The following is a 24,856-nucleotide window of genomic DNA, read 5'->3' as shown; positions in this document are numbered from 1 at the left end:
CGGCAAGAGGCTATTGAGCTGCCCTGAGGCCGGGGCAGGGCCGTTTGACCCCGGTTTTGCGGCTTTGGTAACGCGCGGCCGACCGGAATCTGCGCGACGTCGGCATTGGACCTCGATCGGCCGGCAAGCCACAGCCTGGGTGGTGCCGATAATGTCAGCCCGGGCCTCATGACCACGTGGCTGATGACCAAAGCCTCAAGACCGATGGCCGTTTGGCGAATAACGTATTTGATGACCGAGGAGGATCAAATGTCTGCACCGATGAAACACCTTGGCATTGTTGTTGGCGTCGATGGCTCGGCTGCCTCGTATGCGGCGGTTTCGTGGGCGGCGCGTGACGCCACATTGCGTCATGTTCCGCTGACCTTGGTTCACATGGTGAACCAGGCGGTGCCGATGTGGCCCGAGATGCCCATGATGACGAGCATGTCAGCGTGGCAGGAGGAAGACGGCCGCCAGGTTCTCGAACAGGCGGGAAAGATCGCCCAAGAGATCACGCAGCAGGGTCGCGACACCCAGATCAAGAGCGAGTTGAGATGGTCGGCGCCGGTTCCCACGTTCGTCGAACTGTCGCAGGAAGCGGATTTGGTGGTGGTCGGCAGCCACGGCCGCGGGGCCGTCGCTCGCGGCCTGCTCGGCTCCGTTAGCTCCGGGGTGGTGCACCGGGCGCACTGTCCGGTGGCAGTGATCCGAGACGAAGATCCGGAGGCGCCCCAACCCGAAGACCGTGACCGGGCCCCCGTGGTGGTGGGCATCGATGGCTCGTCGGCCTCAGAGCTGGCGACCGCGATCGCATTCGACGAAGCGTCGCGCCGGGGCGTCGAACTCAAAGCGGTGCACGCCTGGAGTGATCTTGAAGTGGTTGACCTGCCCGGGTTGGACTGGTCGACGGTAAAGGGAGAGGCCGAGGAGACTCTGGCCGAGCGTCTGGCCGGCTGGCAGGAGCGCTATCCGGATGTCACGGTGGATCGAGTGGTCGTGTGTGATCGACCGGCGCGACAATTGATCGACCAAGCACAGACCGCGCAGCTGGTCGTTCTGGGCAGCCACGGCCGGGGCGGATTTACCAGCATGCTGGTCGGTTCGACCAGCAACGCGGTGCTGCACGCGGTTCACACGCCGGTCATCGTGGCCCGGTCCGCCTGAGATCGGCGCCAACCGGGCTGGCCGCCCATACCCGCCGATAACCGAGAGCCACGGAGGCCGCCATCAGCACCGACAGCGAATCTGCCGAGTCGCCGGATGCCACCCACAGCCCTAACACCGCCTATATCGAGGTGCACGAAACACATACCGGTGTGGTGGTGCTGGTCGGCGAACGTGCATACAAGGCGAAGAAACCGGTGCTGACCGACTTCCTGGACTTCCGTACCGCGGCAGGGCTCCGGCGTTGTTGATTAGCAGGCTTGTGAGCTGGGTTGATGATCTTTGGTGCCGCGCTATTGGGGCCGGAGTGTAGGCACGGGCTATCTGGAGAACGATCGAGTTGGTTACTGTTCGTCGTTGGTCTGGAGTTGCCCGTGCCTACCGTTTCAGTATTGCCTGTGTCGTCGGTTCCAGAGGTGTTCGACCGCTGGAGTCCTGGTGAGCGCAGTGAGCTCATCGGATCGGAGTTTCTCGATGTGTTGGCCTCGGTGCCAGACCCGAGGGACCCACGCGGTCGGAGGTATTCGCTGATGGCTTTGTTGGCGATCGCGGTTCTGGCCACTGCCGCGGGGATGCGCGGCTATGCTGTTTTTGCCACATGGGCGGCCACCGCTCCCGATGATGTGTTGGCCTAATTAGGGGTCCGGTTCCGGCGGCCCAGTGAGAAGACCTTCCGCGATGTTTTGTCTCGGCTAGACCCCGCCGACCTCAACGCCAGGATGGGCAGTTACTTCACTGCACACGTGGCCAGCAGCGACCCCAGTGGATTGGTGCCGATCGCGTTGGACGGCAAGATGCTGCGTGGTGCCTTTACGCGCCAAAGCGACAGCCACGCATCTCGTGTCGGTGTTCGCCCACCGTGCCCGATTGGTGCTCGGTCAACTCGCTGTCGCCGAGAAAAGCAATGAAATTCCCTGCGTACGTGCCCTGCTCACGCTGCTGCCGGGTAGCTTGCGGTGGCTGGTCACCGTGGATGCGATGCATACCCAGGTCGTCACCGCGAAGTTGATCTGCGCCACCTTGAAGTCGCACTACCTGATGATCGTCAAGTCCAACCAAGCCAAAATACTTGCGCGTATCACCGCGCTGCCCTGGGCCGAGGTGCCCGCAGCCGCTACCGACGACTCCCGCGGCCACGGCCGTGTCGAGACCCGCACCCTGCAAATCATCACCGCTGCACGAGGAATCGGCTTCCCCTACGCAAAACAAATCATCCGGATCACTCGTGAACGCTTGATCACCGCCACCGACCAGCGCAGCGTGGAGGTGGTCTATGCCATCTGCAGCCTGCCGTTCGAGCACGCCCGCCCTACCGCGATCATGACCTGGATGCGTCAACACTGGGGAATCGAGAACAGCCTGCACTGGATACGCGACGTCACCTTCGACGAAGACCGTCAAAGGGCACATACCGGAAACGGCGCACAGGTCCTAGCAACGCTACGCAACACCGCGATCAATCTGCACCGCCTCAACGGCGCCGACAACATCGCCGAAGCCTGCCGGATCACCGCTTTGACCGCCAACCGCCGCCTAGACCTCCTCAATCCACAATTCCCCAGCTCACAAGCCTGCTAATCAACAACGCCGGAGCCCTGCGTACCGCGGAGCAACGGGAGCGGGCCTGTGCCCGCGAGGTCGAGCTGAACAGTCGACTAGCCCCCACCAGTTACCTCGGCGTCGCGCACTGCACCGACCCGACCGGGGGCCGGCCGAACCGCTGGTCGTAATGTGTCGCTACCACGACAGCGACCGGCTTGCGTATCAGATCAGCAGCGGCGGATCCGACGAATCGGTGCGCGCGTTGTTGGACACCATCGCCACAGTGCTGGCCCGCTTTCACGAGGGCGCCGAGCGCAGTCCGACAATCAACACCGCGGGCGAACCGGCCGCGATCGGCCGACGCTTCGGCGACAACCTGGCAGAACTGCATCGTTATGCGGGGACGTCGTTCCCCGACGAGTCGATCGGGCGGATCGAAGACCTGGTCGCGGCATTCATCTCCGGCCGCGAGACCCTCTTGGCCCAGCGCATTGCCCAGGGATGCATCGTCGACGGTCACGGGGACCTGCTCGCCGATGACATCTTCTGCGCCGAAGGCGGACCCGCCCTGCTCGATTGCCTGGAGTTCGACGACAGACTTCGTTATGTCGATCGCGTCGATGATGCCGCGTTTCTGGCGATGGACCTGGAGTTCTTGGGGCGCAAGGACCTGGGGGAGTACTTCCTGGATCGCTATCTCGCGCACTCCGGGGATGTGGCGCCGGCGTCACTACGAGACTTCTACATCGCTTATCGCGCGGTGGTGCGCGCAAAGACCGACTGTGTCCGGCTGTCGCAAGGCAAACCAGAGGCCGCCGCGGATGCCGCCCGACACCTGGAGCTAGCCACCCGGCACCTGGAGACCGGCGCAGTTCGGTTGGCGCTGGTGGGCGGGAATCCAGGTACCGGAAAGTCGACGTTGGCGCGTGCTCTGGCCGAACAGGTTGGCGCACAGGTCATCTCAACCGACGATGTGCGCAAGGAACTGCGCGACCGCGGTGACATTCACGGCGAGTCGGGTGTTCTGGACGAAGGCCTGTACACCCGCGACAACGTCACGGTCGTTTACGATCTGGTGCTGAGCCGGGCGCGCAGGTGTTTGCAAGAGGGGCGATCGGTGATCCTGGACGGGACCTGGCGGGATCCGCAATCTCGCGCGCGGGCTCACCACCTTGGCGGCCAAACTCATGCGGCCTTGGTGGAACTGCTGTGCACCCTGCCGGTCGATATGGCCGCTGACCGAATCATCACCCGAGCGCCGGGCAATTCCGAGGTAACTGCGGAGATCGCCGCGACCATGGCGGCTCAACATGCCGGCTGGGATACCGCCCTACCGATGGATACCTCCCGGCCAATTGAGTTCTCCCTAAACGAAGCCCACGACGCTTGGTGCCGAGCGATCTACCCCGAGTAGGCGGGGCTGCGAGCCTAAGTCCCTGCCGTGAAGGACCAACGGCCCTGGCCAACCTGCGGCGCAAGTTTCTAGCTGTGACGTCACAGACGCAAGGGTGGTGGCTATGACGGCGGCGACGGCGCCCGACGAAACCGTGATTCGAGAATCAGTGGCGCTTGCCAGTCGTGCTCCGTCGCTACACAACAGCCAACCGTGGCGGTGGGTCGCCGAAGCCGACACACTGCAACTGTGGGCTGATCGAGCCCGTTCGATGCCGGCCACCGACCACGCGGGCCGGGAGCTGATATTGAGTTGCGGTGCTGTCCTTGACCACCTGCGGGTCGCGACGTCGGCTGCCGGCTGGGACAGTGTCACCGAACGGACGCCCGATCGGGGCAATCCAGATCATCTGGCGACACTGCGGTTTCACCCGATGCAGGCCGTCACCGCGTCCCAGCGCCATCGGGCGGATGCCATCGGGCAACGCCGCACCGACCGTTTGCCTTTTGACCCGGTCACCCAATGGGCGGCGATCGAGCCGGTGCTGCGTCACGCCGCGGTCCGGTATGACGTGCTGCTGCACGTGGTGGCGGACGATGGCCGAGCGGCGCTGGCCGAGGCGTCTCGGCTCACCGAGAACTTGCGACGTAACGACACCACGTATATGTCCGAAATACGATGGTGGACTTCGCCATTCAGCTCGAACGCCGACCATGCGCCGGAAGGTGCCCTGCTGTCGACGTCGGAAGCTTCCCGAGTCGACGTTGCGCGCAGCTTTCCCCCGGCCGGCGGGGGGCGACGTCGCTCCGCTATCGAGCATGATCAGTCTAAGATCGTGGTGCTCTCTACCGATTCCGACGACTTGTGTGACGTGCTTCGATGCGGTGAGTCGTTGTCGGCGGTGTTACTCGAGTGCACGATGGCGGGCCTGGCGACCTGCACGCTGACCCACATGACCGAGATGGCCATGAGTCGCAACATCATCGCCGAGATCGTCCAGACAACAAGCCTTCCGCAATTGCTCATCCGAATCGGCAAGTCGCCGGGACATGATCAGCACGTGGAACGCTCCGGCCGTCGCCCAGTCGACGACGTCCTTGAGTTCCGGCTCTGACCGGTGCTACCGCAAGGAGGTCTCACGCATGACGCGACATTGGCTGGTGATGGAGACCCCGAACGGTCCGCACGCACCGTATGTCACCCGGATCGCCGGTGCTGGTCGGCATCTACCCGAAATGCAACTAACCACAGACGAATTGATGTCCAGCACCCGCCATCGCACCCACATCGATCTGGAACGGCTGACCGGGATCCGCGAGCGCCGCGTCTCGGTGGGCGATGAGGATTCCTACAGCCTGGCCACCGCCGCCGCCCTGGACGCGCTGGCCGCTGCACGCCAGGATCCGGCGTCGCTGGATGTGGTGATCAATTGCAGCATCACCAAGTTCCGCGGTGGCCTCACCCAATGGCTCGAGCCATCGATGAGCAGTGCGGTGGCCCGCGGCATTGGGGCACACCGTGCGATGACGTTCGACGTGTCCAACGCCTGCGCCGGAATGCTCACCGGGGTAACGATTGTGAACAATTGGATCCGGCAGGGGGTGGTAGAGCGCGGCCTGGTCGTCAGCGGTGAATACATCTCACAACTGAGCCACAATGCCGCCCGCCACATCCGCAACATCATGAGCAAGGAGTTGGCCTCGTTGACCCTGGGAGACGCTGGCGCCGCGCTGCTGCTGGAGCGAGCTCCCGTCGGTTCCGCGGGAATCGCGCTGGCCGGATTCACAACCGTCGCCGACTACAGCCGGCTGTGCCTGGCCTACCCGCGCGGACACGACCCGGGCGCGCGGATGTTCACCAATGCCCGCGCGATCCACCAGGCCGCAATGGCCAATACGCCGTTGCTGCTCGAGGAGGTCCTCGAGACGGCCGGAATCTCAATTCACGACATCGACCATGTGATCACCCACCAGACGTCGGCATGTGCCATCCGTAAAGGCATGGCCAAGATGTCGGAAGCCTTTGGGGACAAGCCCCGCCATGACGCGGTGATCACCGTGGACCGCTACGGCAACACGGCATCGACAACACACACCGTGGCCCTCATCGAGGAACTCACGGCCGGACGCATCGTGGTAGGGGAGCGAATTGCCTTGATCGCTCTGGCCTCGGGGCTGGAAATCGGGATCGTCTTGCTGACCCTGGATGAGAAGATGGTGAGCCGCTATGGGCACAGTGATTGACCGCGTCGACGTTGCACATTCGGGCTGGCGCAACCGGCACAGTGCGCTTCACCTAGCCGTTGCAGCTGCCAAAGACTGCCTACAGGGCACCGGATGCGACCCCGACGAGTTGGATCTTGTGGTCAATGCGGGGATCTACCGCGACCGCAACCTCGGTGAGCCGGCATTGGCGGCACTGATCCAGGACGACATCGGCGCCAACCCGGAGGACCCCCACGCCGGTGCTCACGGTACGTTCTCCTTCGATATCGCCAACGGGGCCTGCGGGGTGCTCACCGCATTGCAGATCGTTGACGGATTCTTGCGGACGCACAGCATCAGTCGGGCGCTCATCGTCGCCAGCGATGCCGATCCAGGCCATGGAATGAGCGAGCACTTTCCCTTCTCCGCCACGGGGGCCGCGCTGCTATGCGGCTGGAGCGATGACACCTACGGCCTGAGCCGGGTGCAGTGGGCTAACGCCGTCAACGGGAAGGCAGACGAATCATTCAGCGCAACAGTTGGTTTCGCTGACGCCCGCAACGTTCTGCGATTCGCGGAGTCGGCCGAGGCGGATGAAGAGTTTGCCGCTGTCGCGGCACATGCGGTGCGCGAATGCCTGGCGGCGAACTGCGTGGCGCTTTCGTCGGTCGACATGATTGTTGCCGCCCCGCCCAGGCCCGGGTTCCGCGCCGCGTTGAGCGCTCGGCTCGGGGTGGCGGCAGAGCTGATCGGGGTTGCAGACGATCGACGCATGCACACCGCAGCGCTGCCCGCCGCGTTCGAGCAGCAGATCGCGCGGGTTCCGGTGGACGCCCAGATCCTGTTTGTGGCCGCCGGGGCCGGCGTCACGGCCGGCGCCGCGCTTTACCGCCGCCCGCCAGGTCGCGCTGCCTGAACGGGCCTACTGCCAGGAAATGATGCGCTCGGCCAGCTCTGGCCCGCTGTCTTCCTGGATGAAATGGTTGGCGTTGATACGGGCGTGCGGCTGGCCCGCCGCACCGGGAATGTGCTTGATCAGTGGACGGTCGGCTCGTCCAAGGAGTGGGTCGCGCTCCCCGAAGATGGCCAGGAAAGGCTTCTCCCAGCGGCCAAGGGCGTCCCATGCGGCACGGTTGGCCGCAACCGCGGGATCATCGGGTGAGATCGGCACCAACTGGGGGAAGGCGCGGGCGCCAGCCTGGTAGCTCTTGTCGGGGAAGGGGGCGTCGTACCCGGCCCGCACGGCGGGGGGAACTTTGCGCACCGCACTCGGGGCGTGCCGGGAGCGCGTGCGGGGCTGAAGACCTTGGCCGGTGGCCGATCCGGCTGCTTGTCGTTGTCGACGCTGCAGAAGGCAGGCACACTCGGGCGGGCACTTTGAATCACCTGTACTCCTTAGGTTTCCGACATTCCAATATCGACATGTCAAAAGTGACATGTCAATGTTGGCATGGCATTGGTGACATGTCAAAACTGGAGGGTTAGTATGGTTGGGTGAGCCTGCGACATGCGGCGTTGGGGCTGCTCTCTCAGGAGCCGGGAAGTGGATATGACCTGCTAAAGCGGTTTCAGCTGTCGATGAACAACGTCTGGCCAGCAACGCAGAGTCAGCTCTACAGTGAGCTTAACAAGCTGGCTGCTGCCGGACTAATCAAGTCCTCGGACCTGGGGCCACGGGGGCGCAAGGAGTACGCGATCACTGACGCGGGACGCGCCGAACTCTACCGATGGATGACTTCGCCGCAGCAGGACCCACCGGTCCGCAATGCCGCGCTGCTGCGGGTCTTCCTGCTCGGCCAGCTAGATCCCAGTCAGGCCCGTAGCTACCTGGAATCGTTGTTGTCTTTGTCCGAGCAGGAAAAGACGCACTACGAACGGATCCGCTACGCCTACGACTGGGCTGAGGATGGCGACTCCTTCTTTGCCCGGGCCGCGCTGGAGCAAGGGTTGCGGTGGGCCCAACAGGAAATCGAATGGGCTAAGTGGGTCATTGCCGGGTTGGACCAGCGCAGCGGCGTCGCGCCGGCGGGGCAAGGCTGAGGGCTACCGCAGCTCGCCGAGCGCCTTGCCCATCCGCGTCACTGCCTCAGTCAGAATGGCCTGGGACGTAGCGAAATTCATGCGCACGTGCCCGTCTCCGCCGGTTCCGAACACGTGGCCCGAACTCAACGCCACTCGGGCGTGATCGAGGAACCAGCTGGCCGGCCCGGATAGATCTGACACCACCGCAAGACCGGACGCATCCTGCTCGGAAATTCCGAGGTCTCGACAGTCCAGCCAGGCCAGGTAGGTGCCCTGCGGCCATCGCAGCCGCACCCCGGGAAGCTGCGCGTCCACCAGATCGCTCAACAACGTGCGGTTTGCGTCCAGTCCGGCCAGCAGCGCGTCAAGCCAGTCGCCGCCGGTTCGGAACGCTTCGGTGTGCGCAATGATGCCCAGGTGACTCGGCCCGTGGCTGACCTCTTCCGGCATCCGGCGTAGATCGGCGGCGGCCTCCGGACCGGCAACAGCCAACGCCGCCTTGACGCCACCCAGATTCCACGCCTTGGTGGCCGATGTCAGCGACAGCGCATTCTCGGAGCCGGGCACCGTCAGGTACGGGGTGAAACGTGCTCCGGAAAAGACCAGGGGAGCATGAATCTCGTCCGACACCACCCGCACGTCATATCGACGGGCGCGTTCGGCGACGCCGCGCAGTTCGTCGCAGCTGTGCACGGCACCGGTCGGATTGTGGGGATTGCACAACAGGTAAGCCACGTTGCCACCTGCGCGGCGCGCGTGAGCGAAGGCCTCTTCCAGCGCGTCCAGGTCGATCCGGCCATCAGTGCCCAGCGGCGCTTCGACCACCCTTCGGCCGTCGTGTGACACGAATGCGTAGAACGGGGCGTACACCGGTGAATTGACGATCACGGTGTCACCGCGATCGGTGACCAGACGCAGCATCTCAACGATGCCCATCATCACGTCCGGAACGATCGCCATCCGGCCGACCTCCAGGTCGTGCCATTGCCAACGCAGCGCAGCGAATCCGGCAAGGGCTTCGGCATATGCGGTGCCGTAGGGGTATCCGGTATCGCCGTTGTCGACCGCTCGATGAAGCGCGGCGGCCACCGTGGGTGCCAGGTTCACGTCCATCTCCGCCACCCATAAGGGCAAGACATCGGCCGGGTGCGCACGCCACTTCATGCTTGTCCGGGTGCGTAGTTGCTCGAGTGTCAGTTGCTCGAGCGGGTTGGGGTTCATGGGCGATTACGTTAGCGGGCTGTGCGGTACCGACTTCACCGGACGTGGCTTGGGCTGTGCCACCTGGCTAGTAGTCGTAGCGGGCGATGACCGGTCCGCCCCGACCGCCATCGCCGTCGTCAGATACCAAGGCGGGCACCATTTCACTGGTGACCAATCCATGTTCGCGGGTCAATTCGTCAACCACTTCGAATGATTCGGCGATGTTGGTCGGTGTATCGATCACGATGGTGACGACCGGCACTTGGCGGCCCAGTGCGAACAGCTTGTCGCCGTGGGGCTGATGTTCGCCGTTGAAGCCCCAGATGCCGCGCAGCACGGTAGCCCCGTCGGGCCTCCGGCGCCGGTATAGGCGTCGCACGATGGCCCGGTGAATGGGAACCCCGTCGTGCCGGGCCGATTCGGAGGTGTAGATCATCAGCTTCTGCCACAGCGGCAGACCGTGTTCGTCGGCTGCGGGCAGGGCATGGGGACGGCCCAGCAGTTCACCGTCACGCTTGCAAACCCGAACTCGTTCGAGCGTGATCAGTGGACGGCGCAATAGCCCACCGAGCTCCGGCAGTACCCGACGGATGCGATCGCTCGAGCCAACGGCAATGATCATCATCGGGACGTCGGCGTTACGGCCGAAGAACATGGCGCGTTGCCGCCGCCCGTGCGCGGTGCCGTCAACACCCAGGAAAACCGAGGCACCAGCCAGTTGGCGTCGGTACATCAGATCACAGATGGCCAGATAGGCGGGCATACCGTAGGCGCGTTCTTTGCGGCCAACGTAGACGGTCAACTTGGCGGCTTCGTGAAGTTGCTCTGACAATTCCAGTGGTGGCAGGTCCCCGCGCACCATGCGGGCGCGCTCGAGAGTGAGCAGCCCTCGTTGCTTGATGGCAAGCACCGGGTCGAGTAATGCCTCGATTTTGGGCCTACAGTCGGTACCGATGATCACCACGGGCGGATCCTCGGAGAGGGTCAGCGATTGGTCGGTCCGCAGGTGGCGTCCTGTCCCGAATCCACCGGCTCCGCGCAGCACGACGCTGGACGCGATGTTGTGTTCTTGGTAGAGGCTGAGCAGCACATCGGCCAGGAAGCCGTCGTCGGTTCGGCGCCGCTCACCCAAGTAGGCGCTCACCTTGAGGCAATCGTCATCCATGCCGGCCCCTGAAGCCGTGCTGCCTAGGAGTTTTCATGCCGCAGCGCCGCCGCTGCAACCGATGTTCGCCTCGTGGGCATCGGGTCGGTGTGTGCCTATGGGATGACCACCGTTGCGGCGCAGCTCGATTCGGGCCACGCGCGGCGCAGGACAAGCGCGGGAGTTTGGATATGCCACCTGGGACTCCTTTGTTCGCAGGTGCCATCAGCCGGCTGGCGGTTCAGAAGTCGAGCTTCCTGGCGAGCCCCATCGCCGCTGCTAGTTAACCGACGGCCTCTCGGTGGGTCAAGTCCGAATTCGAAGGCCCGTCGGTCCCGCGACTACTCAGCCGGTGCGACCCCAGAGCGGCGAGGTTGACTACCACCATGTTGTTGTCGATGGGATGCCCGTTTTTGCTCAGGCCGTCCACCACGGTGCGATAACCCTGCCCGTGCAGTACCGCCTGATAACGGTGGTGAAAGTGTCCGTGCCAAAGCCGACCCGGGCGGACGGCGTCGACAACGCAGCGCAGCCGCTCGCGATGCAGCTCGGACCGACGCAGCTCGAGTTCCGGGAACCCGCGCCGGTCGCGCGCCGCGCTGGGAACGGTGATTCCGGCCGGGCAGTCGTGACAAAACATGGCATCGGCTTCTCCGGCGGCCGCCGCAGCATTCGCCTGGCGCATGGTCAGTAGCTCCTGCTCCCACCAGGAGCGGCCCCGCTTGCGCAGGAAACGGTCGATCGAATAGGCGCCACCGAGGGCCAGACACCGGGTCTGGCCCCATAGCCAACGAAAACCCCGCGGCAGGTGCACGAGGTGGGCACGCAGGTATCGCAGACCGTCCTGGTCGATGGGCCAACCAAGCAATCGTTCGAAGTTCTCGTGGTTGCCGTCGACGAACCCCAAGACCATCCCGCACCGGTCCAAAGCTTCTTCGAGCGAATCCAGATACTCGTCGGTGAAGTTATAGCCGAAATCGCCGAGCTGAATCAGCACTGTCGCTTCGCGTTTGGCGGCGTGCTCGATTGCGCCGACGGCGTACTTGGCGTCGGAATGCCAATCGCCGGCGATCGCGACGCGCAACGGTTGGGCTAGAAAGGACCGCGTAGTCGGCTGTTGCAGCATCTGAGAATCCGGTGAGCCGTTCATGGACCGCCCTCCTAGCTCTGCGATCGAGCCGCCCAACGGCAGTCATCGAGTCCCAAAGACCGTTGGCATTTAGTCGCCGGGTATGGACGAGGCCACCGCCTATTTTGCTTTCGAGGGTACGCGGCAAAATCTGGACGGGTCAACCGTGCGGCATTAGCCCCCACCCGGTCTCGGTGGCTGCCGGTCTGCCGAATCTATTCCCAGCGCTCGCAAGTGGCGGGTCGGCATCTTTGCGGGCCGCGTCGAGCATCGGTAACCTTGGTGGTATCGCAGTGAAGTTCGCTGCAATCTCGCTGCAGGTGCCGGACTTGGCCGGGCCTTTGCGATGCGCCAATGCCCGGCAAGGCATCGTGCAGCGGGATTCAGGCCGGCCAGCCCCCGATCAAAGGCGGTGTGAGCCAATGAAATTGCTAATCGCGGTAATGGGCGTGTGCGCCGCGGTCGTATTCGGTGCGCCGGTGTGGGTTGCCGGTGTTGCCCGCGCCGGCGATGATGTCGGATTTCTGGTCGCTTTGCAGCGGATCGGCATCACCTATCCCAGCCCAGCCCAAGCAATCGATGCCGCCCGAGCGGTGTGCGTGTGCCTGGATCGTGGTGAATCCGGTCTGGCCGTAGTTCAGGAAGTGACGGCGCGCAACCCCGGCTTCGACATGGACGCTGCCGCGCACTTTGCGGTCATCTCGGCGACCTACTATTGCCCGCATCACCTCGCCGTGACCTGACGCGGCCCAAGGGTGTTAGTAGCGCAGCGGCGCGGGCGGTGCCGAAACAACGCCCTGTGGCCCACTTTCGGCTAAGCGGGACCATCGCATTGATCGACCAGAACTGCGCCATCGGCCCGGTCTCCGAGCGTCTGCAGGGCAACGTCCCCGCCCGCGGCGGTGACACGCACGATCTCGGCTAGCTCCGCCGGGGCGTCGCATTGCAGGTAATGGTCGGCGGTGGGAACCACCCAGTAGCGGCTTCGGCCGGGTTGGTTCTTCAGATACGCCTGCCATACATGGTTGGGGACACGCAGCGGCGCGACGGTGTCGTGCAGTCCCCACACCAGCGTGGTGTTGACGGTTATCGTGGAAAGTGATTCAAGCCAATGGGTTTCACCTGCAGCACGTTCATGCAGATACTGAACTGTGTCTGGTAGTGCCTGGATTCCATCGTTATGCGCAAAACACCTTGCCAAAGCGGTGATCTCGGGATCTTCCAGTGCCCTGCGTGGCATGAAGGTACTCGCACCGAGACCGGCCGCGAGTAGCTCGGGCGTCGTCGCGGCGGCGGTGGCTCGTGCCGTCGCGGGGTCGAGCAGCGCGGTTTGGAATGCGGTGAGGTTCGACAGCGGAAGGTAGATGTTGGCGTTGGTGATGATGAGGTCGATGGGCAGCGCCGGTGGATCCTCAGCGGCCAGCATTCCCAGTGCGATCATGCCGACGCTGCTGCCGCGGTCGTGGGTGAGCATCCGGAACTCGGTGAGCTTCCAGACCCGTCTGATCGCGTGAATGAGCAGACGGGCATCGTCATACAACGAGTAGACGTAAGGTTGCCGCGGCTTGTCGGACAGCCCGTAGCCCGGGAAGTCCAGCACATAGATGTCGAACTCCGAGCCCAGTTCGCGCGCCAATGCGAAGTAGTCGATGCTGGAGGTTGGGAAGCCGTGAACCAGGACCAGGGCTGGCGCGTCGGGTGTGCCACAACGGCGGGTGAACACCGTGACCTCGGCATCGGCATTGGCGGCAGTGGTTGAACGCCAGCGTAATGTCGAAGCACCGCTTTGCCATTCGGCGAAGATGTCCAAGACCATTCTCCTGTGCACTATTCCAACCACCGCGGGTGTGCCCGGCGGCGGCTTACCCGAAGTTCACGATTGCCAGCAAGACCGGAAGCTGCTTGGTGCGAGGCTCCGGGGCCGCGAGCCGGTCAGGTCCGAAGAAGGAGCCGCTGAGGTAGTTGTCGGCATCCCAGACGGTCGCCGGGCTGACCTGTCCCTGGTAGCTGAAGGTGTCCAGCACGTAGGGCAGTGCATCGGCTTCCAGCAGCGAAGGGCCGTCCATCAGCTGGAAGTGCAGATGTGGGGCGTTCGAATTGCCGGTATTGCCCAGCTTTGCGATCTCTTGGCCCTTTTTCACCTTGTCGCCCGGTTTGACCAGCAGCGAGCCTTTGATGAGGTGGGCATACATCGCATACGCGCCACCGCCGATGTCGAGGACAATGTGGTTACCATCGACGTTGTCCACCGTTATCTTCGCCGCCAATGCCGGATCCGATGCCGGCAGGATGCCCGGCACGTTGGCTTCCATGTCATCGAGCGTCGAGGTCACGGTGCCGTCGGCCACCGCATACACGCTGCTGCCGTAGGAGATATAGCTGTCGTTGTTGGTCTTGTCGCCGGCGAAAAAGTTGCCCTGGTCGTTTGTTCTCATCCAGTCGATGGCGAAGCGCTGGCTGTTGTTCAGCTTCATGTTCAGCGGGAGGATGGAGTCGCGATGGGCCCAACCCGGTTCACAGCAGCCGTTGAACGCCACCCAGTTGTTGCCGCGCAGCGGCGGACTGATCACCCGCGGCGTGCCGGCCGAGATGTCGAACGGCGCACCCAGGGTGTCCAAGGGGCCGGATTCGGCGCTTGAGCCCGGGGCAGTCACCCCGGCGCCATGCAGCCGCAGCATCACCGCCTTGGGGAACTGCGCCAACTTGTCGAACGTGAAGTCAAGCAGCAGCGCACGTGATCCTTGTGGCGGGATGGTGAAATCGGTTGACGGTCTTCCGGTCAGCTGTCGCAGCCGGTTGCAGTTTCCATAGCTGCACTTGGGGTCGACCAACTGGGTACCCGAGAACGAGGTGAGTACCTTGCTGGGGTCCTGGGCGTCGACTACATCGACGCTGGTGAGGGCCGCCGGAGCCCCGGTGGCGTTGGTGATCTGCACGTCGTACGCCAGGTGGTACTTGCCGTCGGTGCCGGGGAACGGAAACGTCGGCCGGCTGATTGGCGCGATGGTCAGCGGTGTGAACGCGTCGGGAACCGTTACTCCCTCGAGCGCGTTGTCTGTGCCGTTGGCGTTGGTCGAAGCGCCTTCGGCGCCAGTGGTACTCGATGAGCATGCGGCAACAGAGAGTGCTAACCAGAAGACAGCCAACGACTTCCAGAACGGACTGCGCGCCCGGTGTCGTGGTTGCTCGTATGCCATCAGGTATGCCTCCTTGGTTGACGTCGGACTCCGTGAGCTTAGTCATTGAGAACCGCTACTTCGGCGAAGCCATCCGCCACCGGCTTACCATGCTGCACATGATCAGTACCCGGGTAATCGGCGTTGGCGAATATCACATTAGCAATGAGCAAGACGGCGTGATCAATGCACGGTATCTGTCGACGGCGGCGATGAAGTCCGGCGGTGCGATCGGTGTCGGCCGCGCGCGAGGCGACACTTCCAATGGTTTTCCCGGCGATTACCGGGCCCAATATTTCGATGCCGCCGGTGATTTAACCGGTGATCTCGATCTGCGAATACAACGGAGTGGAGCCTCCTACCGGTTGACCTGGCGGCACCGGCGGCAAAATGTCAGCCTGCCGGCGGCGGTTGGCGAAGTCATTTTTGAAGGCATCGGCTTTCCGAGTGGGGACCGGTCGATGGCGGTTAGCTATTGGATGACCGAGCAGGTGTCAGCCGCGATCGAACGTCGGCCGTTGCTGTGAAGCGCCGGGACCAGCAGAAACCCCCGATAGGGTACCGGTTGTTGCTACTGGTTGGTGTGCTGGCGCTGGCCCTCACGGGCTGTGTGGGTGCGCCGCCGGAGCCACGCCTTTGGGGTGCGTTCACCGAACGAGGCCTGAGCAACATGCCGATGAAACCGGGTATGAATGTCCGCGTATTCAATGACGTGAACATGGATGCGCACGGTTACATCAAGTATGACAAATCGAATGGCCGGGTGACGTTACAGCCGGGTACCTACCGCATTGATGGTTGGTCGCTGACCCTGTTCGGGTTTCAGCTGACACCACAGCAGCAGGCTGCCACCTACTCAGCGCCCGGATACGCGTTCTTCTGGAATGCCGACGAGAAGAAGGCCGAGATTCTCGGGTCCCTGCAAGACCCCCTGTATGCCCAGGGCTCCGGCGTTGTTGATTAGCAGGCTTGTGAGCTGGGGAATTGTGGATTGAGGAGGTCTAGGCGGCGGTTGGCGGTCAAAGCGGTGATCCGGCAGGCTTCGGCGATGTTGTCGGCGCCGTTGAGGCGGTGCAGATTGATCGCGGTGTTGCGTAGCGTTGCTAGGACCTGTGCGCCGTTTCCGGTATGTGCCCTTTGACGGTCTTCGTCGAAGGTGACGTCGCGTATCCAGTGCAGGCTGTTCTCGATTCCCCAGTGTTGACGCATCCAGGTCATGATCGCGGTAGGGCGGGCGTGCTCGAACGGCAGGCTGCAGATGGCATAGACCACCTCCACGCTGCGCTGGTCGGTGGCGGTGATCAAGCGTTCACGAGTGATCCGGATGATTTGTTTTGCGTAGGGGAAGCCGATTCCTCGTGCAGCGGTGATGATTTGCAGGGTGCGGGTCTCGACACGGCCGTGGCCGCGGGAGTCGTCGGTAGCGGCTGTGGGCACCTCGGCCCAGGGCAGCGCGGTGATACGCGCAAGTATTTTGGCTTGGTTGGACTTGACGATCATCAGGTAGTGCGACTTCAAGGTGGCGCAGATCAACTTCGCGGTGACGACCTGGGTATGCATCGCATCCACGGTGACCAGCCACCGCAAGCTACCCGGCAGCAGCGTGAGCAGGGCACGTACGCAGGGAATTTCATTGCTTTTCTCGGCGACAGCGAGTTGACCGAGCACCAATCGGGCACGGTGGGCGAACACCGACACGAGATGCGTGGCTGTCGCTTTGGCGCGTAAAGCACCACGCAGCATCTTGCCGTCCAACGCGATCGGCACCAATCCACTGGGGTCGCTGCTGGCCACGTGTGCAGTGAAGTAACTGCCCATCCTGGCGTTGAGGTCGGCGGGGTCTAGCCGAGACAAAACAGCGCGGAAGGTCTTCTCACTGGGCCGCCGGAACCGGACCCCTAATTAGGCCAACACATCATCGGGAGCGGTGGCCGCCCATGTGGCAAAAACAGCGGCAAAAACAGCATAGCCGCGCATCCCCGCGGCAGTGGCCAGAACCGCGATCGCCAACAAAGCCATCAGCGAATACCTCCGACCGCGTGGGTCCCTCGGGTCTGGCACCGAGGCCAACACATCGAGAAACTCCGATCCGATGAGCTCATTGCGCTCACCAGGACTCCAGCGGTCGAACACCTCTGGAACCGACGACACAGGCAATACTGAAACGGTAGGCACGGGCAACTCCAGACCAACGACGAACAGTAACCAACTCGATCGTTCTCCAGATAGCCCGTGCCTACACTCCGGCCCCAATAGCGCGGCACCAAAGATCATCAACCCAGCTCACAAGCCTGCTAATCAACAACGCCGGAGCCCTGCCTGTATGCCCAAAAGAGCATCATCAACGGGATCCTCACGGTCCGCAAGACGACGAACTACTACTTCGGCCATCAAAATGGCATCAAGCTCGATGGGATCAAGCTGGAGATCTACGACCCCGACATCAAGACCCCGGACGGCCAGAGTTCGACCGATCACGCGTTCGCGCAACTGGTTGTCGAACGGTTTTAGTAACCCCGCAGGAGCGGCGGTGACCAGATCGAATCACGGCGAACCCGTCTCTCTTCGGCCCGACGATCTCGTGCTATACAGATGATCTAGATGGGCGAAAAACGTTGAGGGACAGTGAATCGCGCGGACAGTGAGGCGGATTTTGTGCAGAGCGCAGCACGAACGCGGCTGGATGCCCTTCGGCCAACCGTTTCAGCCTGCAGGCTGAAATTGTCCAAAGCGATTGCCGGGCTCGCGCATCGCGGCGTGTTGGTGGTGGCTCTGGTGGCGGCCGTGGTGGGGACCTTGGCTGGTGCGCGAGGAGCGGCTACCCGGCTACCCGGCCACCGGCCGACCGGGATCAACTTTGGAAGATTGTGCACGACCGGTGCGAGCGTGACTATCAACGTACGGGTGCTTATGCCCCCTGCACGCTGGTGGACGAAAGCTCCGGCATCGCCTTGTACAAGGCCGCCGGTGACCCATATCAGTTCCTGTTGCTACCACTGGCCCGGGTCAGTGGAATCGAGGATCAGGCCCTGCAGGAGCCGTCGACTGGTAAGTACCTCTATGAGGCCTGGGCCGATCGATTCGCGGTGACTGCTCGGCTGAACAACGCGCTTCCGGAGTCCCATCTGGTGCTCACGATCAATGCATAGAATGCACGCAGCCAAGATCAGCTGCACATTCACATATCGTGTTCGTCACCAGCGACATTGGCCACTTTGAAGGAGGTCAACGCAGCTGACTACGTTCGCTGGAAGCAGCTCCCGGTCGATTTGGGTGGCCATAGTTATCACGTCTTGGCGGTGAACACCGACACCCTCAAGTCCAAGAACCTATTCCGCGACATTCACGATAAGGTGGCCGCCGATAGCAAGAAGATGGAAAACGCCTCGGTCGCGCTCGCCAACGTGGCGCCGGATCGGTTCCTACTGCTGGTAGTCGAGGGAACGGACGAAGATCCGGTTGCCGCAGAGACCCTGCAGGACCACGACTGCTCGGTCGCCAAAGCCCTGCGCTAGCGCAATGGCGCAGTTGCCGTTTCGGACGCGGCCCTCGGCGCGGTGAACTGCCGGACGGGCCCGGTTACGGCCTGGTTATCCGCCGGAGAATGGGCGGGGCATCACGGTCAGTCGCACTCCGTATCGGGGTGTGACGCCGCCGCGGCCTGTTCCGGTCATTGCCATTCCGGGCATTCCGGGGATGCCGGATGCGGGAACCTCGTCGGTGGGCAGGGTGGTCAGCGGGGTGGCCTGCAGCGCTTTGATGGTGGTGACCTTCGGCTCGGTCCAGCTGGGCGGGACCGACATTTGGCCAATTCTGTTGCCACTGGTCAGCTCTGCTGCGATCGGGCCCAGTTCGGCGCCCAGCGCCGGCTCACCACCGAGTGCGGCGAGCGCGTTGGGGGCGTCGGCGGCGGCGTGGGGGATGAGGCCCAGCGTGTCGTCGGTGCCGATGATTCCGCTGCCCATCGACTGGATGTCCTGCATCGAACCGATCGTCGCGTAGAACGCCAGCAGGCCGTCGAGGATGGTGAAGTCGTCGGCCAAAAACGATGGGCAGGGGATCATGTTGATCAGCTCTCCCAGCGGTATCAGGATTGCTGAGAGTTCGGGAGCGATCGGCAGGAGCGCAACACCTATGGCGTCGATCAGATTTCCTAGCCAGTTGCCGCTATCAGCGGCCACATTGGCGGTGGAGTTGGCCACTGCGGCGCTTTGAGCGCCCAGGCCGGCGGGGTTGGTGGTCTGATGCGGGGAAGTGAAGGGGGTCAACGCTCTTGCGGCGGCCGAGGTGGAGGAGTAGCTGGTCATCGCGGTGGCGTCGGTGGCCCACATCTCGGCGTATTCGGCTTCGTTGGCCGCGATCGCCGCGGTGTTTTGGCCGAAGAAGTTCGTGGCAATCAGTGCCGCGAGTTCGGCGCGGTTGACGGCGATGGCCGGCGGCGGCACCGTCATCGCGAACGCCTGCTCGTAGGCCGCGGCCGCGGCCGAGGCCTGCATGGCCGAGTGTCCTGCCTGGACGGCAGTGGCCTCTAGCCAACCAACATAGGGCAGCACTGAGGCGACCATTGCGGCCGAAGACGGACCCAGCCATTGGAAGCTGGTCAGGTCTGCGATCATGGCCCGGTAAGACTCGGCGGCGGAATGCAATCCGACCGAGACGCTGTTCCAGCTTGCCGAGGCGGCCCTGAGCGAGGCCGAGCCCGGGCCGGTGTACATGCGGGTCGAGTTGATCTCTGGTGGCAACATCATAAAGCTCATGACCAATGCTCCGTGCCTCGTGAATGGACCTGGTGACGGCTGTGTCACCGGTGGTTGCAGATGAGTCGGCGCCGGACGTGATCAGTCCGGGTGCAGTGACCGGCGCCGGGATTGCGGGGTGTTCGACTTCGATTCAGGTGACCGATGGGTCTACTGGCTCGTGTTTGGCGGGTATGGCGTTGTGTGAAGCGTCGGGGGTATTGACCGCGCAGGAATCCCGTTCATCGCATTTTCCCTGAGGGTGAAATGAATGAGACCGATGAATCGGCGGTCCCGCTGGTGGGAACGCCGTCGGCGGCGCACCAGCTCACGGAATACGTGTGCGCGGTCGTCTAACAGTATGTTGCCATTGTCAACTTGTCATTGTCAACTGTGAACGGGGTTCGGAGTTCTCCGTTGACGTCGCTATTGTCAACGGAGCAGCTGGAAAACGGGGCGGGGTAAAACGGGTGGGGTAAAACGGGGGATGTTGTCGTACTCTGCTCAGCTGAGTCTCTGCGCATGGGCTCATCTGAGTCCTATCGTAAAGCTCCATCCCAGAATAGTTCAGAGCTGTGTCAAACCTGTGTACACGGCGGGCCCATTCTGTCGATCACTGGAGTCCATGTCCACATAATTGACAAATGGGCATGATTGACGCCCGCGTCTTTTGGCCTCCCGCGGAAATCTGAACCGCCGCAGCGGTTAACATCGTTGCACGGGGCTCGATGCGAGACGTTGGTCACAGTCCAACTGGGTGAAAGCCCTGGTGGCGCACCAGAAAGTGGGCGAACAAGGTGGCGGCCCGGTGGTTCGACAAACGACGAGTTCTTGCGGCCTGGGCCCTGGGCTGCGTCGTGCTGTCGTTGCTCACTGCCCCGGCGGTCAAGGCGGTACCTAACACGCAGTGCACATTGACAACATCCGTACAGGAAGTGCACAGCATGAGGGAATTGCCACCCGCTCTGCTGCAAATGCTTCCGCCTATCGCCGATGTCGGAGAGCCGTTCAACAGCACAGATTCGGTCGAGGACCCCGCTCTGCCCTTCCGTCGATTGATTCGGGCCGGCCACCGCGACGCCGACTGGTTTGTCTGGTACGAGCACGGAGGTCTCGGCTATTTCTGGCAGGCGGTGGTGGCACACGTTGAATCGGGTGCCCCGATCAGTACCTTGGCAAATGCCGGAACCGTCTCTGACCTGCTCTGCGCCTTGACCGACGCGGTGTTCGCCGGCAAAGTCCCGCCCTACCCGCCTGGCACGTGGGCTGCGTTTGGCTATTGAGGCCACACTTCCCAGTGTAACCATCGTACGCATCGGTCCGGCGAACACCGGTTGCACCGCTCCTGATCGCCAGCGCTCTTCGGCGATCGGCGCCAGCGCGTTGGTTGCGGTCAGCGGATCCCCGTCGAGGTACACGACGGTGATGTATTGCGGGCCGGGATACCAGCCGCGTGGCAACGGATTCCACGCGGTGCTCGAGCCGAAGGTCCAAGCTCCCGCAACGCCAGGGCTGGCCAGCAGCGCCGGGTAGTGTTCGGCGTGCAGCCATTGCAGCCACGTATCGGGGCGGGTGCCAGTAGGTTCCTCGACGATCAGCACTATCCCGCGGTGTGGCCGAAACGGCACGACCTCCGCAGAGATAAGCGCGCTCGGTGCGGAGTGCCGATGCAGCAAGCGCACACCGCTCACCCGCAATAGCGGTCGCTTGACGGGGAAGCGGCCAGTGTCGGCCAGCGTGCGCCCCAGTGCCACAAAGTCGTCGAAGGTCTGCCGCACGGGTTCACCGACGAGGTAGTGCACCGCGTTGCAAATCTTGCCCAGCGGTCCGCGAGCGGCCAGCCGTGAGCTGAGGTAGTCGCCATCGGCGATCCAGCGCAGGCCGTGCACGATGCCGGGGAGCTGGTATTGCTCGGGCATGTGATCGAGCAGGTGCCAGCGCAGATAGTTGCCGTCATCGTCGGGCGGCGCGGCTGCGGTCAGGCTGAATATCCCCGCGGCGGTCCGGATCACGGTGAATCCAGCTCGGCCAGTGCGTGCAGGTTATCCAGGTACTGCTGCCGCGAGGAGTGCGCGAACGTGGCGCAGATGGTGGTGGCGCCGTGCGCGGCGAGGTCGGCGAGGAGGTGCCGGGTTCTTTCCGGGTCGCCGATCGGGTTCAACGGCGCTGGTGAACTGAGCACGACTTCGAATCCTGATCCAATATCGAAGCGGCTCAGCCAGTCCCGAGCTTCGCCCAAGCTTATTCCGAAGGGAACCCACCCTTCGGCGAGGCTGGTGGCTCGCCGCAACGAACGCAGGGTGCGCCCTCCCACCCAGATGGGAAGGCGCTTCTGGACGGCACACGGGTCGACCACCATGTCGCGAAACGAATAGAACTCGCCGTGGTATCTGGGTTCGGGTACTGACAATGCGGCGCGCAGCGCGCGCAACGCGTCGTCGGCTCGCGCGCCCCGGTTTTCAAACGGCGCACCGATGAGGTCAAATTCTTCTTTGAGGCTACCGACGCCGACGCCGAGGATGAGCCTACCGTTGCTGACCGTGTCCAAGGTGCCGTAGCGCTTGGCGATCTCGAGCGGGTGGTGATAGCCGAGCACCAGGACGTTGGTAGCCAACCGGATTCGCTGGGTGCGGGCGGCGAGGTAACCCAACGTCGCCAGCGGATCCCAGTAGCGTGTCCCGCGGCGCCGTTTCTCCGCGGCTGGCAGCGCGATGTGCTCACTGCAGGTCAGATGGTAATAGCCCAACTTGTCTGCGGTTTCGGCGATCTGGGTCAGGTCTTCGATCGAGGCGGTCTTCTCCCAGGGGGCGCTGACCCCGGGTAGCAGTGTGACCACCGGTGTGGCAATGGACAGCTTCGCGGCTGCGGCGCTCATCGCGATTGATGCTAACAACCTCTTGGATGGGCGGGGTCGTCCCTGGCGGCTCGGTCTCGGCGAGCGGCGTCGCCGGGCGGAGGTCAGCCGCCCAGGTGCGAGCCGAACCAGCGTTGCAACGCGTCCCGCAGGCTGCCTCGGGCCCCGGTGTCGAATGCGTTTGCTGCCCAGGCGACATAGCCGTCGGGCCGGATCAGCATCGCGGCGGCCGGACGATCGGCGATCGAGGTGTGCACAATCTCGACGCGATCGGCCCAGCCCTGTGCCGCAGCCGCGGCGTCACCGTCTGCGAGGTCAATCAGTAGTGGACGAGCACCACACATCAGCTCATCGATACGTCGTCCATCATCGGTGGTCAGTACGGGAACCAGCCGCCCGGACAGCGGGTGCTCGTCGCCGACGGGGTAGATGAGGTCCGACCCGGCCAGCAGCGCCCCCATCTGTGTGGTGACTTCGGGAATGGTGAGCAGCTCGCCAAATAGCTCTCGCAGGGCGCCGACTTCGGGCCCGGGGGCCATCAGCGCGGTCTGGGCCAGCGAATGCATCATGACTCGAGCGCCCACCGGGTGACGTTCGGACTCGTAGGTGTCGAGCAAACCATCCGGGGCCCAGCCGTTGAGCTCGGCGGCAAGTTTCCATCCCAGGTTGAATGTGTCCTGTAGACCCAGGTTCAGGCCGGGGCCGCCCATCGGGCTGTGCACGTGAGCGGCGTCGCCTAGCAGCAATACCCGCCCGCGACGATATCGCTCCGCGTGTCGAGTGTTCTGTCCGTTGATGCGGCGCAGGGCGTGGGGGCCGGGGCCTTTGGGTCTTTTCAGGGGGATGTCGACGCCGAGCACCCGCTGCACGCTTTCGCGCAGTTCGGCCAACGACATCGGCCGCTCCTCGACGGGGGGACCGAACTCGATGGTCCCCAGCATGGACCGGCCCGGTTCAAACTCGGCAAAGATCACCCCACCACGGTCGAAACGGCTGTGCCCGAATGGAAGCCGACCGAATTCTGGAATCTCGACAGCACGGTCCGCGGTGCGGAACTCGTCGGGAAGCTGCACATGCGCCAGCCTGCCGACGGTGGCTGAGGTGCATCCGGGGAACTCGATGCCCAGCGTCTTTCGCACCAGGCTGCGGCCTCCGTCGGCGCCAATCAGGTACCGGGAGCTGATTTCGTAGCTGCGCTGTGGTGAGGACACCTCCGCCACAACGGATTGCGAGTCGCAGCGAAACCCGGTGAGTTCATCTCCCCAACGTAGGTCCACACCAAGAGCGCTAGCCCGCTGTTCTAGCAGTCGCACCAGTCTGGGCTGTGGCATCAGCATTGTGTAGAGGGAATTGTCGTTGAGGCCCAGGAAGCTCAGCGGCATGGCGGCGAACATCCAGCCCTGCGCCGGTTGTGGTGGACTGTCATCGCCGCTGAAACTCTGATAGAGGCCCCGCATGTCCAGCATCCGGACAACCTGCCCAACAAGACCATTGGCCTTTGGTTCGGCACTGGGTCCGGATAGCTTGTCGAGTACCACGGGCCGGATGCCGGCCAACGCGAGTTCGCAGGCCAGCATCAGCCCGTTTGGTCCGGCGCCGGAGATCACGACATCGGCCGCCACGTCAACCACGTTGTTCCCCCGGTTTGGCGGGTTCGGGCATTCCGGCGGCTACGGAGGCGAAACCCGCCCGGATCAACTCCGTGATGGCCACTGGTGGATCGGCCGTCGCGTAAGTATCCATTGCCGCGTCGCCGACCGCGCGCACCACTGCTACCACCAACCTTGGATACATGTCGTTCTCGGGGTCGGTGCCGGTGCGTTCGGCGATTGCGTCGCGCCAATCCTCCAACAGCTCGCGTGAGGCCCCTTCGCGAATTTGCGGGTTCATGAGCAATTTTCGGACTTCGGCAAGCTCACCACGGCTCGGGAGTCGGTCCTCGTCCGCCGTGGCTTCGTGGAGGTCGGCCTGCAGCGGTTCCAGTACGGCGTGCGCGATCGCGGTCCAGAGCGGTTCGCCGGCGGGGCGCTCTCGCAGCGCCGCGATGCTGCGTCGCATGCGTTCGGTTTGCCGGTAGGCCAGCGCCTCATATTTGCCTGTGAAGTAGTTATTGAAGGTGCGTAGCGACACCCCGGCCACATTGGCGATGTCTTCGCGGGTGACGTTATCGAGCCCGCGTTCGAATGCCAGTGCCAGTGCTGCGTCGCTGAGCGCCCGTCTGGTGTCGGCCTTCTTGCGCTGGCGCAGACCTGTCGGCGGGTGATCGTCGGGCACGGCAAGAGCATAGTGGATAATTGCCCATCGGGC

18 protein-coding genes, 6 pseudogenes and 1 riboswitch are annotated in these 24,856 nt (G+C 63.5%); of the genes and pseudogenes, 12 read left to right on the top strand and 12 right to left on the bottom strand.

Annotated elements, in window-relative coordinates:
- The first annotated feature begins 249 nt into the window (after window positions 1–249).
- The 6 genes and pseudogenes from CKW46_RS20060 (at window position 250) to CKW46_RS20035 (ending at window position 7,201) form a co-directional block, all read left to right on the top strand.
- Window positions 250–1,146: a universal stress protein gene (locus CKW46_RS20060; RefSeq protein WP_117437773.1), complete on the top strand. Its 897-nt coding sequence runs from the start codon at window positions 250–252 to the stop codon at window positions 1,144–1,146.
- 374 nt (window positions 1,147–1,520) lie between these two features.
- Window positions 1,521–2,724, top strand: a pseudogene (locus CKW46_RS20055) (ISAs1-like element IS2404/ISMul1 family transposase).
- A 20-nt stretch (window positions 2,725–2,744) separates the two neighbouring features.
- Window positions 2,745–4,102, top strand: a pseudogene (locus tag CKW46_RS20050) (bifunctional aminoglycoside phosphotransferase/ATP-binding protein); the annotation flags it as partial.
- A gap of 103 nt (window positions 4,103–4,205) precedes the next feature.
- Window positions 4,206–5,195, top strand: a complete 990-nt coding sequence (locus CKW46_RS20045) for an Acg family FMN-binding oxidoreductase (protein ID WP_015356332.1) — start codon at window positions 4,206–4,208, stop codon at window positions 5,193–5,195.
- 28 nt (window positions 5,196–5,223) lie between these two features.
- On the top strand, window positions 5,224–6,324 hold the full coding sequence (locus tag CKW46_RS20040; RefSeq protein ID WP_482052307.1) for a 3-oxoacyl-ACP synthase III family protein: 1,101 nt from the start codon (window positions 5,224–5,226) through the stop codon (window positions 6,322–6,324).
- Window positions 6,308–7,201, top strand: a complete 894-nt coding sequence (locus tag CKW46_RS20035) for a beta-ketoacyl-[acyl-carrier-protein] synthase family protein (protein WP_015356330.1) — start codon at window positions 6,308–6,310, stop codon at window positions 7,199–7,201. Before CKW46_RS20040 ends, CKW46_RS20035 begins: the two co-directional genes overlap by 17 nt.
- A gap of 6 nt (window positions 7,202–7,207) precedes the next feature.
- Here the strand turns inward: CKW46_RS20035 and CKW46_RS20030 are convergent.
- Window positions 7,208–7,549, bottom strand: a pseudogene (locus tag CKW46_RS20030) (alpha/beta hydrolase family protein); the annotation flags it as partial.
- A 230-nt stretch (window positions 7,550–7,779) separates the two neighbouring features.
- Between CKW46_RS20030 and CKW46_RS20025 the strand changes: the two are divergent.
- Window positions 7,780–8,325 carry a PadR family transcriptional regulator gene (locus tag CKW46_RS20025; protein ID WP_117436346.1) on the top strand — a complete coding sequence of 182 codons (546 nt, stop codon included), beginning with the start codon at window positions 7,780–7,782 and terminating at the stop codon, window positions 8,323–8,325.
- A 3-nt stretch (window positions 8,326–8,328) separates the two neighbouring features.
- Here the strand turns inward: CKW46_RS20025 and CKW46_RS20020 are convergent, their stop codons facing one another.
- The 3 genes from CKW46_RS20020 to CKW46_RS20010 form a co-directional block, all read right to left on the bottom strand.
- Window positions 8,329–9,528: a MalY/PatB family protein gene (locus CKW46_RS20020; protein ID WP_117436345.1), complete on the bottom strand. Its 1,200-nt coding sequence runs from the start codon at window positions 9,526–9,528 to the stop codon at window positions 8,329–8,331.
- 67 nt (window positions 9,529–9,595) lie between these two features.
- Window positions 9,596–10,675, bottom strand: coding sequence for a DUF190 domain-containing protein (locus CKW46_RS20015; RefSeq protein ID WP_117436344.1), 1,080 nt, complete (start codon window positions 10,673–10,675; stop codon window positions 9,596–9,598).
- A gap of 188 nt (window positions 10,676–10,863) precedes the next feature.
- A riboswitch (Fluoride riboswitch) is annotated at window positions 10,864–10,938 on the bottom strand.
- The gene (locus tag CKW46_RS20010; RefSeq protein WP_117436343.1) at window positions 10,938–11,804 is read right to left on the bottom strand and encodes a metallophosphoesterase; all 867 of its coding nucleotides are present in this window, start codon (window positions 11,802–11,804) and stop codon (window positions 10,938–10,940) included. (Overlaps the previous riboswitch by 1 nt.)
- A 401-nt stretch (window positions 11,805–12,205) precedes the next feature.
- Here CKW46_RS20010 and CKW46_RS20005 point away from each other — a divergent pair, with 401 nt between their 5' ends.
- Complete coding sequence (locus CKW46_RS20005; RefSeq protein WP_015356326.1) at window positions 12,206–12,526, top strand: DUF732 domain-containing protein; 321 nt, start codon at window positions 12,206–12,208, stop codon at window positions 12,524–12,526.
- A gap of 71 nt (window positions 12,527–12,597) precedes the next feature.
- Here CKW46_RS20005 and CKW46_RS20000 read toward each other — a convergent pair whose 3' ends face one another.
- On the bottom strand, window positions 12,598–13,593 hold the full coding sequence (locus CKW46_RS20000) for an alpha/beta fold hydrolase (protein ID WP_015356325.1): 996 nt from the start codon (window positions 13,591–13,593) through the stop codon (window positions 12,598–12,600).
- Window positions 13,594–13,645: 52 nt separating this feature from the next.
- Window positions 13,646–14,980: a M23 family metallopeptidase gene (locus tag CKW46_RS19995; RefSeq protein ID WP_015356324.1), complete on the bottom strand. Its 1,335-nt coding sequence runs from the start codon at window positions 14,978–14,980 to the stop codon at window positions 13,646–13,648.
- Between the two features lie 32 nt (window positions 14,981–15,012).
- Between CKW46_RS19995 and CKW46_RS19990 the strand changes: the two genes are divergently transcribed.
- A complete protein-coding gene (locus CKW46_RS19990; protein ID WP_020786944.1) occupies window positions 15,013–15,486 on the top strand; it encodes a hypothetical protein in 474 nt (157 codons plus the stop codon).
- A gap of 38 nt (window positions 15,487–15,524) precedes the next feature.
- Window positions 15,525–15,923: a hypothetical protein gene (locus CKW46_RS19985; protein WP_482052306.1), complete on the top strand. Its 399-nt coding sequence runs from the start codon at window positions 15,525–15,527 to the stop codon at window positions 15,921–15,923.
- On the opposite strand, the pseudogene CKW46_RS19980 reads toward CKW46_RS19985, so the two are convergent.
- Window positions 15,920–17,134: pseudogene (locus CKW46_RS19980) on the bottom strand (ISAs1-like element IS2404/ISMul1 family transposase). The gene CKW46_RS19985 and the pseudogene CKW46_RS19980 sit on opposite strands and share 4 nt — an antisense overlap.
- A 609-nt stretch (window positions 17,135–17,743) precedes the next feature.
- Here CKW46_RS19980 and CKW46_RS19975 point away from each other — a divergent pair.
- Window positions 17,744–18,474 (top strand): annotated as a pseudogene (locus tag CKW46_RS19975) (CDP-diacylglycerol diphosphatase).
- 75 nt (window positions 18,475–18,549) lie between these two features.
- On the opposite strand, the gene CKW46_RS19970 reads toward CKW46_RS19975, so the two are convergent.
- Window positions 18,550–19,716: a PPE family protein gene (locus CKW46_RS19970; RefSeq protein ID WP_240274708.1), complete on the bottom strand. Its 1,167-nt coding sequence runs from the start codon at window positions 19,714–19,716 to the stop codon at window positions 18,550–18,552.
- A 776-nt stretch (window positions 19,717–20,492) separates the two neighbouring features.
- Between CKW46_RS19970 and CKW46_RS19965 the strand changes: the two genes are divergently transcribed.
- Window positions 20,493–20,978 (top strand): hypothetical protein, encoded by a 486-nt coding sequence (locus CKW46_RS19965; protein WP_238559392.1) that lies wholly within the window; start codon window positions 20,493–20,495, stop codon window positions 20,976–20,978.
- Here CKW46_RS19965 and CKW46_RS19960 read toward each other — a convergent pair.
- The 4 genes and pseudogenes from CKW46_RS19960 to CKW46_RS19945 form a co-directional block, all read right to left on the bottom strand.
- A pseudogene (locus tag CKW46_RS19960) lies at window positions 20,972–21,707 on the bottom strand (hypothetical protein). The gene CKW46_RS19965 and the pseudogene CKW46_RS19960 sit on opposite strands and share 7 nt — an antisense overlap.
- A complete protein-coding gene (locus CKW46_RS19955) occupies window positions 21,704–22,570 on the bottom strand; it encodes a TIGR03619 family F420-dependent LLM class oxidoreductase (RefSeq protein ID WP_015356319.1) in 867 nt (288 codons plus the stop codon). Before CKW46_RS19955 ends, CKW46_RS19960 begins: the two are co-directional and overlap by 4 nt.
- Before the next feature lie 83 nt (window positions 22,571–22,653).
- Window positions 22,654–24,180, bottom strand: coding sequence for an FAD-dependent monooxygenase (locus tag CKW46_RS19950; protein WP_482052305.1), 1,527 nt, complete (start codon window positions 24,178–24,180; stop codon window positions 22,654–22,656).
- Complete coding sequence (locus tag CKW46_RS19945) at window positions 24,173–24,823, bottom strand: TetR/AcrR family transcriptional regulator (RefSeq protein ID WP_041299381.1); 651 nt, start codon at window positions 24,821–24,823, stop codon at window positions 24,173–24,175. Before CKW46_RS19945 ends, CKW46_RS19950 begins: the two co-directional genes overlap by 8 nt.
- Between the last annotated feature and the right edge of the window lie 33 nt (window positions 24,824–24,856).

This window comes from Mycobacterium liflandii, from assembly GCF_022354805.1.
Lineage (GTDB): Bacteria > Actinomycetota > Actinomycetes > Mycobacteriales > Mycobacteriaceae > Mycobacterium > Mycobacterium marinum.
Note: the sequence above shows the minus strand (reverse complement) of the source record. Positions and strands in the feature narration are given on the sequence as shown.